This is a genomic window from Rufibacter radiotolerans (assembly GCF_001078055.1).
GTDB classification, from domain to species: domain Bacteria; phylum Bacteroidota; class Bacteroidia; order Cytophagales; family Hymenobacteraceae; genus Nibribacter; species Nibribacter radiotolerans.
This window is the reverse complement of record NZ_CP010777.1, coordinates 3,681,058-3,694,333: the sequence shown is the minus strand read 5'-3', so window position 1 is coordinate 3,694,333 and position 13,276 is coordinate 3,681,058. Positions and strand designations below refer to the sequence as shown.

Genomic DNA, 13,276 nt, shown 5'->3' with positions numbered 1-13,276 from the left:
AGAGATGAACAGAAGAGACGCAATAACCGCGGTAGGCTGGCTTCTGGGCGGTACCATCATTGGTGCAGACCTTTTAATAAACCCCACATCGGCGGTAGCCAAAGCCCTGGCCGTAGCAGACAAGAACCAGATCGCTTTCCTGAACGAGGTAGGGGAGACCATTCTGCCAGCCACCAAGACGCCCGGCGCCAAGGCCGCCAACGTGGGGGCCTTCATGCTGACCATGGTAGAGGACTGCTACACTCCCAAAGACCGTGAAACCTTCTACAAAGGCCTGACCCAATTAGACGAAGCCTGCGTGAAAAAAAACGGGAAGCCCTTTATGCAGTGCAACGCCAAACAACGCACCGAACTCCTCACGCAACTGGACAACGAGCAGAAAGAGTACCGGGAGAACAAGAAGGGTAACCACTATTTCAGGATGATGAAGGAGCTTACCCTGCTGGGCTTCTTTACCTCAGAAGTGGGCGCTACACAGGCCCTGCGCTATGAGGCCGTGCCCGGCCGGTATGACGGCTGCATGCCCTACAAAAAAGGAGACCGGGCCTGGGCTTAGAACCCTGGAGTCGGGTTACTAAAGAAATGCCGTTTTTGGGCCGTTTTGGCTAAAACAGACCCAAAACAGATTCACCACTTACAGACCGGGTACACCTGCGCGGGTGCCCGGTTATAACGTTATTTACATGAACAGGAAACTGCGGATGGGCATGATTGGGGGCGGCAAAGGGGCGTTTATCGGTGCTATCCATAGAATGGCCGCCACCCTGGATGGCGCCGTTGAACTGGTGTGCGGGGCGCTGAGCCAACACCCAGAGAATGCCCTGGAAAGCGGCCGCGCCCTTTTCCTGCCCCAAAACCGTGTTTACCAGAGCTACCAGGAAATGCTGGAGCGCGAGAGCCAGTTACCGGCCACGGAACGCATGGATTTTGTGGCCATTGTCACGCCCAACTTCGCGCATTTCGCCCCGGCCATGCTGGCCCTGGAAAAGGGCTTTCATGTGGTACTGGAAAAGCCCATGACCTTTTCCTTAGAAGAGGCCCGGCAACTAAAGCAGAAAGTAGAGGAAACCGGGCTGCTGCTGCTGCTCACCCATACCTACGCCGGGTACCCCATGGTCAAGCAGGTGCGCCAGATGGTGCAGGCCGGGGAGTTGGGAAAGATCAGGAAGGTGCTGGTGGAGTACAACCAGGGCTGGCTCAGCCGCCTCTCAGAAAAAGAAGACAACAAGCAGGCCGCCTGGCGCACCGACCCCGCCCGCTCCGGCATCAGTGGCTGCATGGGCGATATTGGCACGCACGCCGCGCACCTGGCAGAGTATATTTCAGGCCTGAAGATCACGCAGGTCTGCGCCCAGCTTAACACCGTGGTAAACGGCCGGGCCCTGGACGATGACGGCAATGTACTGCTGCGCTTTGAGGAAAACGTGACCGGTGTGCTAACGGCCTCGCAGATTGCCGCCGGCGAGGAAAACAACCTCAGAATCAAAATCTACGGCGAAAACGGCGGACTGGAATGGGCGCAGCAGGAACCTAATACCTTAGTGGTGAAATGGCTGGACCAACCTATGCAGGTGCTCAGGGCGGGTGGCGGAAGCCTGTCTTCTTATGCCCAGCATAACACCCGCACGCCCGGCGGCCATCCCGAGGGCTACATTGAAGCCTTCGCTAACCTCTACCGCAATTTCGCGCTTACCCTGTCTGCGCTGCTGGAAGGTACCCCGGCTTCGCCGGAGGCCCTGGATTTCCCTGGGGTGGAGGAAGGCGTGCGCGGCATGGCCTTTATTGAAACCGTGGTGGCCAGCAGCAACAGCCAGGAGAAATGGACTGATTTTATGGCCTAGCTTGACTGTAGATTTTTTAAGGCCAACCCAAATGGCTATTTTACTTTGGAATTCTTCACGCAGTAACCCCTGATTATGCTTAGAAGCGCACTTTCTCTTGTATCCCTGGCCGCCTTGCTGGCCTGCCAATCTTCTCAACCAGCCGGAACTATGGCTTCTTCTTCCTCTGCCTCCGCCGGTGAAAAGGCCGCCTGGAAACCTTTGTTTGATGGCAAAACCACCCAGGGTTGGCACACCTACGGCAAAGAAACCATTGGTAAGGCCTGGAAAGTAAGTGACGGGGCCCTGCACCTGGATGCCGCCGCCAAGAAAGATTGGCAAACCAAAGAGGGCGGCGACATTGTCACTGAGGAGTCTTTTGACAACTTCCACCTGAAGCTGGACTGGAAAATTGCGCCCAACGGCAACAGCGGCATCATTCTGTACGTGCAGGAAGACCCCGCCAAATACCAGAACACCTGGCACACCGGCCCAGAGATTCAGGTACTGGACAACAACGGCCACCCCGATGCCAAGATCCACAAGCACCGCGCCGGCGATGTCTATGACCTTATTCCCAGCAGCCCAGAGACGGTGAAACCCGCCGGCGAGTGGAACCAGGTGGAAATCATCAGCAACAAAGGCAAACTGGAGGTGCTGCAGAACGGGGTGAAAGTAGTGTCTGCCACTATGTGGGATGACCAGTGGAAGGCCCTCATTGCAGGCAGCAAGTTCGCCAACCGGCCAGGCTTTGGCACGTTCAAATCGGGCAAGATTGCCTTGCAGGACCACGGCGACAACGTGTGGTACCGCAACATCATGATCAAGCGACTATAGCGGCGGCTGCCTCCAATAAGCCCTGTGACCGGAAGCCGGTTTGGGCCTGTTTTCCGCAAAGTAGGCTTAAAACAGACCGGTGATCAAAAGCTCTAAAACGCACCGGTTACCCAGCATAAATTACAAAAGAACCTACTCCCAGACCCACAATTGCCCACTCTGTCCACCTAACCAAACAATGCCCATGAATGCCCTTATCCGCACCAAACTATCCTTGATGATGTTCCTGGAGTTTTTCATCTGGGGCGCCTGGTTTGTGACCTTAGGCACGTACCTGCTGGCTAACCTGAAAACCTCTGGTACCCAGGTGGGGGTGGCCTTTTTGACCCAGTCTATTGGCGCCATTGTGGCTCCGTTTTTCATTGGGCTGATCGCTGATAAGTTTTTCCCGGCGCAGCGTATTCTGGGGGTGTTGCACCTGGTGGGCGCGGTGCTGCTGTGGCAGGCCTCTTCCATGGGAGATTTTGAGTCGTTCTACCCCTACATTCTGGTGTACATGATTCTGTACATGCCCACGCTGGCGCTGGTGAATTCCATTTCATTCCGGCAGATGCAGAACCCCAGCAAGGAATTTCCGCCCATTAGGGTGATGGGTACGGTGGGTTGGGTAGTGGCCGGGCTTACCATTGGTTGGCTGAACTGGGAGCAGAGCGGACAACTGGGTCTTACGTTTCAGATGGCGGCCATTGCGTCTGGGGTATTGGGACTCCTGAGCTTCACGCTGCCCAATACGCCCCCCGTAAAGAAAGGCGAAAAAACGTCCTTGGGGGACCTTATGGGGCTGGATGCCATTGGAATTCTCAAGAACCGCTCGTACCTGCTGTTCTTTCTTTCCTCTATTGCCATTTGTGTGCCGCTGGCGTTTTACTACGGTTTTACCAACCCCTTCCTGAACGAACTGGGTATGGAAGCCGCCGCCGGCAAACAGTCTTTCGGGCAGATCTCTGAGGTGGTGTTCATGGTGCTCATGCCGTTTTTCTTCGCCCGGCTGGGCGTGAAAAAGATGCTGGCCATCGGCATGGCGGCCTGGGTGGTGCGCTACGCCTTCTTCGCGTTTGGCAACGTGGAAAGCGGCTACTGGATGCTCATTGGCGGCATTGTGCTGCATGGCATCTGCTATGACTTCTTCTTTGTGACCGGGCAGATCTACACAGACAACCTGGCCGGCGAACGCTATAAAAGCTCGGCCCAGGGCCTGATCACGCTGGCTACCTATGGCGTGGGCATGCTGTTGGGCTCGCTGCTTTCTGGGGTGGTGGTAGACGCCAACCAGACCCCGGCCGCGGGGCATGACTGGCAAACCATCTGGCTTATTCCGGCCGGCATTGCGGCGGCGGTGCTGGTGCTGTTCCTGCTGCTGTTCAAAGACCGAAACGCCTTGCCGGGCCAGGCCCCGGTTATGCAGCCCGAACCCGAAGAAGCGGTCCCTGTCACATCTTTCTCTGCTTAACCTGCTTTTTCCTGCGTGTATTATGAGTTTTCAGCCTAAAAGAAGATCTGCCCTTAAAAATCTGGTCATGGGGTCTGCCGCGCTTTCGGCCACGGGCTTTTTGCCGGCGCTGGCCGCCACAGCACAGCCGGCGGCTATGCCTTTGAAAGGAAACATCAACCAGGCCGTGTGCCGGTGGTGCTTTAAAGACCTTACGGTAGAAGAGCTTTGCGTGAAAGCGAAAGAACTGGGCTTGAAAGGCATTGATCTGGTTGGCCCGCAGGACTGGCCCACGCTCCAAAAACACGGGCTGGAATCTACCATGTGCAACGGCGCTGAGATCAGCCTCACCGAAGGCTGGAATAACCCGAAGCACCACGCCACCCTCATTCAGAACTATTCAGACATGATCCCGAAGGTGGCGGCGGCCGGGTACCGGAACCTGATCTGCTTCAGTGGCAACCGCAACGGCTTGGATGACGAAACCGGCCTGAACAACTGCGCAGAGGGCCTGAGAAAAGTATTGCCCCTCGCCGAAAAGCATAAGGTGGTCTTGGTGATGGAACTGCTCAACAGCAAGATCAACCACAAGAACTACCAGTGTGATAAAACTGCCTGGGGCGTGGCGCTGGCCAAAAAGCTGGGCTCAGAAAACTTTAAGCTGCTCTATGACATTTACCACATGCAGATAGACGAGGGCGACGTGATCAGGACCATTAAAGACAACCACCAATATATTGCCCATTACCACACGGCCGGCGTACCGGGCCGCCATGAGATAGATGACACCCAGGAACTAAACTACCCGGCCATTATGCGGGCCATCAAGGAGACCGGTTTCAAGGGCATTGTGGCCCAGGAATTCATCCCCACGGCCAAAGACAAGCTGGCCTCTCTGCTTCAGGCCATCCAGATCTGTGACGTGTAAAAATATCGGCTTTAGCCACCCCAACTTTCCTTTTTACCTGATGTTAGAATGAACAAAAGAAGACTTTTCCTGCAGCAATTGGGCCTGTTGTCCGTGGGCTTAGGCATGGCGCCTACATTACTGGCCCAGGCCCTGAATGAGCAGCCCTCCGGGGAATTAAACAGTCCCGAAGGCAAGGCTGCGGCTGCGGCAAGCATTACGTCGGTGGGGTTGCAGCTGTATACCCTGCGCGAATTTATCCAGAAAGACGTGAAAGGGGTGATCAAGAAAGTGGCCAAGGCCGATTACCAGGACGTGGAAACCTACGGTTACTCGGTGAAGAACGGCTACTGGGGCGTGAAACCCAAAGCCTTCGCTGAGCTGTTGAAAGACAATGACCTGGTCTCCAGCAGCGGCCACTATGACTTTGAGGAATACATCACCAAAGGCGACACGGAAGTGATAAAACAATACATTGAGGCGGCCACCACGCTGGGCCAAACCTACCTCACCGTGCCCTTCCTGGCAAAGCGCCTCCGCAGCAAAGCCGATGACTACAGATCCCTGGCGGAGAAACTCAACAAAGCCGCCGAAATCTGCCAGAGTGCCAACCTGAAACTGGCCTACCACAACCACGACTTTGAGTTGGCTTCTTACGGCAAAACCACCGGCCTGGAGATCCTGCTCAAAGAAACCTCACCCGCCCTGGTAGACTTTGAAGCCGACCTCTACTGGGTGGCCCGCGCCGGCAAAAAAGCCACTGATCTGTTTAAGGAGCACCCGGGCCGCTTTACCATGTGGCACGTGAAAGACATGGACAAAAACAGCCCCAACCTGAACACCGAGATTGGCAGCGGCAGCATTGACTACAAAGCTATTTTCAAGGAAGCCCGCCAGGCGGGATTAAAGCATGTTTTTGTGGAACAGGAAAACTTTGCCGCCTTTATGGACCCCTTCAAAAGCATTGCCCAAAGCCGCGACTACGTGAAAAAAACGCTGTTACGCCATACATAATCAGGGTAGGGAACTGCCCCTGAATTTTTGGTATAAGCCTGTTTTTAGAAAAACGGTCTTAAAACGGTTATCTATCAAAAAGCCCGCAACTAGAGCAGTTGCGGGCTTTTTGGCTATTAACAGGATTTTCTCCTGGAGGTGAGATAGCAAACGTTCCCTTTTCCAACAGCAGGTTTACCAGTTCAACGTCTTCTTCAGGAAGGTGGTAAGCTCAGCGGCAATGAGGACATGTTCCTCCAGGTTTGGGTGGTTGTCACAGCCATTGGTGTAGGAGCGGGAAAAGAAGAATTTATGCACCTTTTGGTCGCCGGCGGTATTGGCCGCAGCCACAATGCCGGTGAGGTAGTTCTTCTGCGCCGCGGCGAGTTTAGCATCGGCCATAGGGCTGGTAAGGCAGATGATTTCCGCACGCGGATACTTGCTGCGCACGGTCTGCAGAAACTTCAGGTAATTTCCGGTAAACGCAGTGGAGTCCTGAATGCCGTCATTCTGGCCCAGGCAGATAGTCACCGCGTCTGGCACATAGCGGCTGAAATCCCAAGGCAACTCATTCTCGCGCAGGTTCACTTTGTCAAATACCTGCGGCATGACTACCGGCATGTTGCAGCAGCTGCGCATGAGGCCAATACCAGACACGGCCGTGACGTGCCATTGGGCATTTAACGCCCGGGCTGTTCTGGGACCGAAGGCCAGGTAGGCGTTGTGCTGGTCATGCCACTGGCCTTTGCCGCAGGGCACGCCCGAGAGGTCGGCACCGGTGCCGCAGGTGATGGAGTTGCCAATGAATTCAATCCTGCGGGTGGATTTGGCCGGCGGCGGCAACAAGGCTTGGGCTTTAACACCCAAAAACTCCAGGTACCCCACATTCGCCTCGGTGTTTTTGCAGATGGTGACCGTATGCTCGCCCGGACCCAGATTCTCCCCAATAGTGATGGTGTTGCTTTTGCCGGTGGTCTGAATACGGTAGGGCGCGGCCTTGTCAATGGCTACTTGCAGGTAATTGTGCTTGTTGCCGTATTCCTCATCGTTTAAAATGACCTCACAGGAAGAGCCTTTGAATTTGAAGGTGACATACACGCCCGGAGCCCAGAACCGAGGCTTCTTAGGGTCAGAAAAGTCAATGCGGCCGGTGTACTGGATATTTGGGTGGTCTGCTTCAAAGAGCACCGCCTCCTGGGTAGTGCTATCACTGGTCTTGCACCCGGTAAAGAAAAGGCAAACCAGTAAAAGGAGCGGGAAAAGGTGCTGGTGCATAAGGTTTTGGTGGTTGGGTCTTGAAGGTAGTAAATGTTGCAAAAAGCGAAACCGCAGCGAGCGTCAGAAAGCTATTACCGCTGCTTCTTTTTCGTGCCCGCTTTGCGCACCTTCTTGCTGTACTTCTTAATTAATGGCATAGTGGAGTCTGTGTCAAAGACACCATAGAGGCCTTGTTCTTCCTGCGGAGGGTCACCCATGAGGTCATCGCCGGGTTGCCAGAAATGGCGGGTGGGGTTGGGGCGGGCGGTACCGTTAAAGGCCCAGAAGTTGGCCCCGGCCAACGCGTCTTTTTCCTTGGCGCTGGAAAGCACCCGCGCAAAGAGCTGCTGGTAATACCGGTCACGGTGCGTGGTGGTAGCCGCCGGGCTAAACTCATTGTTATCCCGCTGCAACCCGAACTCCTCCAGCACAATAGGTTTCTTCTGTTCCCGGGCGAAGGCCATGTGCCGGTCCATGTACTGCGTGGTTTTTATAAGGGCGGAATCCAGGGAGCCGCCAATGTTCTTGTTGTCTAGCCATCCCCAGTTTCTGGGCCAGATGTGCATGGTAAAGTAGTCAATGTTGGGGTCTGTGTGAACCTGTTTAAAGACGTCCATAGAACCCTCTGAGCCGTGAGAGCCTTCTGAGCCGGTAGACACCAGGTGGTTCGGGTCCAGGGACTTGATTAGGGCAGCCATGCTTTTAATCCATTGGCTGTAGGCCGGCACATTGGCCATGGAGAAAGCCCGGGGCTCGTTGGCAATCTGCCAGGCCATGATTACCGGGTCTGCGGTGTACTTCTGGTTAGTAAACTGGTTGGTACGGCTGAGCATGAACTTTGCGTGGTCTTCAAACTGCTGCTTGCAGGGCGCGCATTGGTGGAACTGGCCAGAGTACTTCATGAAGCTGGCCCAGTCATTGTTATTGGCCAGGGCGTACGGTATGGCTACCTTGGTGTTCCAGTTCACATATTGGCTAAAGCCCCCCGACCATTCCCAGGCGTTGTTCAGGTACAGCACGGCTTTCATGTCGCGTTTGCCCATCTCCGCCAGCAGAAAATCCAGCCCGGCCAGCAGCGTGTCATTGTACTGTCCGGGGGCCATGAGCAGCCCCGGTGAGACCCGGTAAGGTTGGTTGTTGGGCCCCTCGGCGCCTGCCAGAACGCGCAGGTTGTTCACTCCCGTTTTCTTTAGCAGGTCCAGTTCTTTAATAAGCCGGGCCCGGTTGCCGCCCTGGCCGGTAGAGCCTAGCAGACCGCCATACCAGTAGTTGGTGCCAATGTAGTAATAAGGCTTCCCCTTGAGGGTAAAGGTGTGGCCGTTGGTCTTTACAAAATCATCTGTTTTCTGGGCCTGCAGGGGCAGGTAAGCGGTGAGCAGAAATGTGAGCAGGAAGAATATCTTTTTCATATAGTAGGGTGAATAAGCACTTCATCGGCGTAAGCCGAAGTAAAAAGGAACCAGTTACCTGGTCCAGGAATCTGTCCTGAAACTGGAGGCCGGGTGACCGGCTTTGTTGTACAGGTTAGGCACGGCCGTGTTGCTCCAGGCCAGGCGCACGGCCACCGGCTTTTTCACGCCATTGGCGCTGACCACAATGGTGCTGCCGGAAATCTTAGCGGTGGCGGGTACAAAATTTTTATCTTCGCCGGCTATCTCAAAATGGGTGAGTTCTTTGCCTTTTATCACCAAGCCCTGGTCTGCATGATCAAAGAACAGCCTGATTTTATTTCCTTCCACCTTCATCTGGCCGTTGTACAGCGGGCCTGAGAAAAGCACGTCTTTCTGGCCATAAGTCTTGTTCAGGGCCCAGGCGGCCAGGCGCTTGCCCACGTCCAGCTTGTTGCGGGGGTGAATGTCATCTGGGTTACCAAGGTCATTGATGACGGCCATGCCGGTGTTAGGGACCTGCAGCGTCTTCAACTGCGCCTCGCCCAGGCGCACGCGCTCCTCAGGGGAGCCGTAGTTAAAGGGGGCAATCTGCACGAAATAGAACGGGAAATCCTGCTTCCATTGGGTACGCCAGTTCTGGATGAGGGCAGGCAGCAGTTGGGCATACACCTCGGGGGCGTCGGTATTCGATTCGCCCTGGTACCACAGCGCGCCGGCTAGCCGGAAGGAGGTGAGCGGGGCAATCATGGCATGATAGGCTTTGCCGGGCTGCACCGGGCCCCACGGCACTTCTTTACGGGCGGCGGCAGCCTGGGCCAGTACCGGGCTAGCGGAAATGGCTTGGCTGCTAAGCCAGGTCTCAGCGGGGGTGCCGCCCCAGCTGCTGTTAATGAGCCCAACCGGAACCTTCATTTTCTGATGGATCTCCCGCCCAAAAAAGTACCCTACGGCGCTAAAGTCCTTCATGGTTTTGGGGGTGCAGACCACCCACTGCCCCGGCAAGTCCAGTTGCGGCGTGTCTGCGGTGCGGTGCGCCACCTGAAAGAAGCGGATGGCCGGAAAGTTGGCCTCTGCCACGTGCTGCGCGGCATTGTCAATGCCGGCGCTGGCGCTCCATTCCATGTTAGACTGGCCCGAGCACAGCCACACCTCGCCCAGCAGCACGTCTTCCAGCACCAGCGTATTGTATCCCTTCACGGTAAGGGTATGCGGACCCGCAGCCGCCGACGTCTTCAGTTTCACCTCCCACCTAGCCTGGTTGTCTGCTTTGGTTTTCACGGGTTGGTTGTCCCAGCTTCCGGTCACCGTGATTTCCTCACCGGTCTTGCCCCAGCCCCAGATGGTCACCTCAGCGTTCCGTTGCAACACCATGTGGGGACCAATGATGGCCGGCAGCGTAACGGCTTCTGCCGAGGACGCAAGGCCGCAGAAAACCATGAGGGTGAAGAGTCTGATGGCGGTTAGTAAGTGCTTATTGCGGTGTGCCTTCATATAGGTGCGATTGGGTTTTTTATGCAATATGTTTTAGGCCTGTTTTCCCAAAAACAGGCCTAAAATAGGAATTGGATCAGGTGCCTAGTACCAGCAGAATAACATCATGGCCGGGCACCGTGCCCGCAAACGCTTTTTTGGTGTTGCCCAAGTATTTTTTGGCCCACACGTTCCTAATGTTGTAGGTGGTTTTGGCCGCGTTCAATTCCTTTTTAGAGAAATCATCTGTAATCGGTGTGTTTTTCCAGTCAAAGCTTACTTTCCGGGGCGCCTTGCCGCGGTTAAGGAAGGCCACGGCCCACTTGCCGTTGTCCAGGGGTTTGAGCCAGGTTTCCACGCTGTCTTTGCTGGCGTACTTAAAGCCCTGAATACCCAGTTTGTCCTGGTTGATGGCAATGACTTCTTTGTCGGTGAGGAGGGCTACGGTTTCTTTGCTCATCTTTCGCAGGTCATTGCCGGCAATGAGCGGGGCGGCCAGCATGCTCCACATGGTAAAGTGGGCGCGGTCTTCGTTTACGGCCATGCCGTTGCCTACCTCCATCATGTCTGGGTCGTTCCAGTGGCCGGGGCCGGCGTATTGGCGCAGGCTCTCCTGCTTGTCCAGGATCTGCATCACGCCCCAGGACTTCCAGGTGCCGTGGTCTTCCACGCAGTCAAAGCAGTTGTAGATGTCGCCGGTGGTGCGCCAGAGGTGGCCTACCTCTTTGCCCCATTCCCAGGGCTTGTTGTCGCCCCACTCGCAGATGCTCAGCACTATGGGCCGACCGGCTTTTCTTAGAGCGGCCGTAATGGTCTTGTAGGCGCCTTCGGCCTTGAGGCCCTCCGTGTTGCACCAGTCATATTTGAGGTAATCAATGCCCCACTCAGCATACATTTTGGCATCCTGGAACTCAAAGCCCCGGCTGCCCGGACGGCCCCCGCAGGTCTGCGACCCGGCATCTGAATACAGGCCCAGTTTCAGGCCTTTTGAATGCACGTAATCTGCCAGCGCCTTCATACCCGAGGGGAACCGCTTGGGGTCCGGGTGGATAAAGCCCAGGCTGTCGCGGTCGCCATGCCAGCAGTCGTCAATGTTAATGTAGGTGTAGCCGGCCTCCTTCATGCCCGAACTGACCATGGCATCGGCGGTTTCCCTGATCAGCTGCTCGTCTACGTTGCAGGCAAATTTGTTCCAACTGTTCCAGCCCATGGGTGGGGTGAGGGCCAGGCCTTCAAACTTCTTGTAGTTCTGCACATAGTTGTTGCCCTGGCCAAAGCCGGTGAGGGATAACGCAAAGGCAGTTAAAAGGAGAACCAGTTGTTTCATGCGTTTTGGGTAAAGATGTTTTCTGAGCTTTTCTTACTTCCGTTTTGGGGCCGTTTTCCCAAAAACAGGCTCAAAACAGAAAGTGAGCTCAACCATTATTTCTGGAGGATCACCCGCCGGGTAAACCGTTCTTTCCCCTGCTGCACCAATAGAACATACACGCCGGCCGGAAGCTGCTGCACCGGTATCTGCACCACGTTCTGCCCCTCCTGTAGCTTTTGCTTCACAGACGCCACCTTTTTTCCGGTAGAGGTAAGCAGGATAAAGGTGGTGGCCCGAGCCGAGGTGGCGGTCATTTCAACCGTTAGCTTGCCGTTGGCGGAAGGGTTGGGGAAAATGCGGAGGCCCCCCGAAGCCTCTTCCAGGGCAAGGCCAGTCAGGGTGCCGTAGGTGCGCCAGTTGGGGAGTTCATCCAGGGTGATGACGTCTGGGTGGGTGAAGACCGATTGCAGCAGCGGGATAGGCTGTTTCCTGATATAATCTGGGCCGGTCCAGACCGCGAACCAGGACCACCACGTGCCGAAGGATTTAATATACTCTACATTAGGCAGGTTGCCGGTCTCCGACAAGGTGACCAGTTTCTTGCCGTTGAACAAGGTTTGCAGTTCGGTCCATTGGGCGCTGTGGTTAGAGGCCGTAGCGGAGTTCTCGTAGATGTCAATGCCCACTATGTCCACGTAGGCATCGCCGGGGTACCAGTCTTGTTTGTTGGGTTCGGCGGTATAGACCCAGATGAGATTGTGCAGTTGGTGGTGGTTGGTGAAGCGGTCATGCATGATTTGCCAGAGCTCTTTGAACGGGGCCGCGCCTTTGGCACCCCACCAGAACCAGGCCCCGGCGGCCTCGTGCAGCGGGCGCCACAACACCGGAATATCCTGGGCCTGAAACTTCTTCAACTCCAAGGCAATGGCATCCATGTCGCGGAGCAAGAGTTGGTAGTTGGCGCCGTTTTTATCGGCCAACGCCGCAGCCAGGTCAAAGGTGGTGGCCCGGGTGTAGAACCCGCTCCACCAGAGTTTGTCGGGGCTTTGGTTGATCAAATCTGTGGGGGCGTTCCAGTGCCACATAAGGCTGATGATGCCGCGGCCCTGGTCTTTCTTCGCCCAGGTAATGGCGTTCTCTGAGTGGTTGTTGGGGTTGGCCCCGTACTGCAGCCGCGAGGGTGAGTAGTCAATGAGATCATAGACGCCAATGGCGGGGTCTTTGCCGGTCTGCTCCCGCACGTAATCTATTTCCTGCAATAGGTTGTTTTCCTGCTGCCCGGCCAGCACCTTGGTGCCGTACAGGTCTACCAAATAGCTGAACAGGTTTTTGGTGGAGGTTGTGGCGTTGGCATCGGTGAGCGTTTTAGGGGGTTTGGCCGGTAACGGAATAGTAGCCGGGGTAAGGGCAATAAAGTCAATGTAGTAATAGCCCCAACTACCGCCAATGACCAGGGTGTTGGTGCCGGCGTTTAGGTACTGCTTGCCGGCCTGCGCCGTCGCGAAGCCGGGTACGTTAGAGAACATGCCTTCGGTGCGCTGGCCGTTTATTTCCAGGGCGTATCCTTTCTCGCCGGAGGGCGTGGCGTACCTTATGGCCAAATCATAAATACCCGCCGCCGGCGCATTGACCGTGAAGGTCACGTTTTTGGCAAACGAGTTGTCAAAGCCCTGTACGTAGCCGGTGCCAGAATACCCGGCCAGGCTGTTGCCTACCGTCACACCGTTGCGGGTGGCGTTCTCGGCTTCCAGTTTTATCTCCTGGGCCTGCGCCGGCCACGCAGTAAGTAAAAAGACTACTACCCATAGCGCCCTTGCCTGGAGGAAAGACTCCCTGATTAAAGGTAAAGGTAGTGTCATAAGG

General features: G+C 55.7%; 11 protein-coding genes. 6 read left to right on the top strand and 5 right to left on the bottom strand.

Annotated elements, in window-relative coordinates:
* Positions 1-4: 4 nt before the first annotated feature.
* The 6 genes from TH63_RS14955 (at position 5) to TH63_RS14930 (ending at position 6,007) form a co-directional block, all read left to right on the top strand.
* The gene (locus TH63_RS14955) at positions 5-556 is read left to right on the top strand and encodes a gluconate 2-dehydrogenase subunit 3 family protein (RefSeq protein WP_048921647.1); all 552 of its coding nucleotides are present in this window, start codon (positions 5-7) and stop codon (positions 554-556) included.
* A gap of 127 nt (positions 557-683) precedes the next feature.
* On the top strand, positions 684-1,841 hold the full coding sequence (locus TH63_RS14950; protein ID WP_048921646.1) for a Gfo/Idh/MocA family protein: 1,158 nt from the start codon (positions 684-686) through the stop codon (positions 1,839-1,841).
* Between the two features lie 75 nt (positions 1,842-1,916).
* Complete coding sequence (locus TH63_RS14945) at positions 1,917-2,657, top strand: 3-keto-disaccharide hydrolase (protein ID WP_048921645.1); 741 nt, start codon at positions 1,917-1,919, stop codon at positions 2,655-2,657.
* A 184-nt stretch (positions 2,658-2,841) separates the two neighbouring features.
* Positions 2,842-4,107: a nucleoside permease gene (locus TH63_RS14940; RefSeq protein ID WP_048922881.1), complete on the top strand. Its 1,266-nt coding sequence runs from the start codon at positions 2,842-2,844 to the stop codon at positions 4,105-4,107.
* 67 nt (positions 4,108-4,174) lie between these two features.
* Positions 4,175-5,014, top strand: coding sequence for a hydroxypyruvate isomerase family protein (locus TH63_RS14935; protein ID WP_231583483.1), 840 nt, complete (start codon positions 4,175-4,177; stop codon positions 5,012-5,014).
* 48 nt (positions 5,015-5,062) lie between these two features.
* Positions 5,063-6,007: a sugar phosphate isomerase/epimerase family protein gene (locus TH63_RS14930; protein WP_076606503.1), complete on the top strand. Its 945-nt coding sequence runs from the start codon at positions 5,063-5,065 to the stop codon at positions 6,005-6,007.
* 174 nt (positions 6,008-6,181) lie between these two features.
* Here TH63_RS14930 and TH63_RS14925 read toward each other — a convergent pair whose 3' ends face one another.
* The 5 genes from TH63_RS14925 to TH63_RS14905 all read right to left on the bottom strand — a co-directional run bounded on the left by TH63_RS14925 (position 6,182) and on the right by TH63_RS14905 (position 13,272).
* A complete protein-coding gene (locus TH63_RS14925) occupies positions 6,182-7,261 on the bottom strand; it encodes an SGNH/GDSL hydrolase family protein (RefSeq protein WP_048921643.1) in 1,080 nt (359 codons plus the stop codon).
* Positions 7,262-7,335: 74 nt separating this feature from the next.
* Positions 7,336-8,652 carry a glycoside hydrolase 5 family protein gene (locus TH63_RS14920; protein WP_048921642.1) on the bottom strand — a complete coding sequence of 439 codons (1,317 nt, stop codon included), beginning with the start codon at positions 8,650-8,652 and terminating at the stop codon, positions 7,336-7,338.
* A gap of 54 nt (positions 8,653-8,706) precedes the next feature.
* Entirely contained in the window at positions 8,707-10,125 is a 1,419-nt protein-coding gene (locus TH63_RS14915; RefSeq protein WP_231583482.1) for a sialate O-acetylesterase, read from the bottom strand.
* A gap of 76 nt (positions 10,126-10,201) precedes the next feature.
* A complete protein-coding gene (locus TH63_RS14910; RefSeq protein WP_048921641.1) occupies positions 10,202-11,431 on the bottom strand; it encodes a glycoside hydrolase family 27 protein in 1,230 nt (409 codons plus the stop codon).
* Positions 11,432-11,526: 95 nt separating this feature from the next.
* On the bottom strand, positions 11,527-13,272 hold the full coding sequence (locus TH63_RS14905) for a glycosyl hydrolase (protein ID WP_053093826.1): 1,746 nt from the start codon (positions 13,270-13,272) through the stop codon (positions 11,527-11,529).
* Positions 13,273-13,276: the final 4 nt, after the last annotated feature.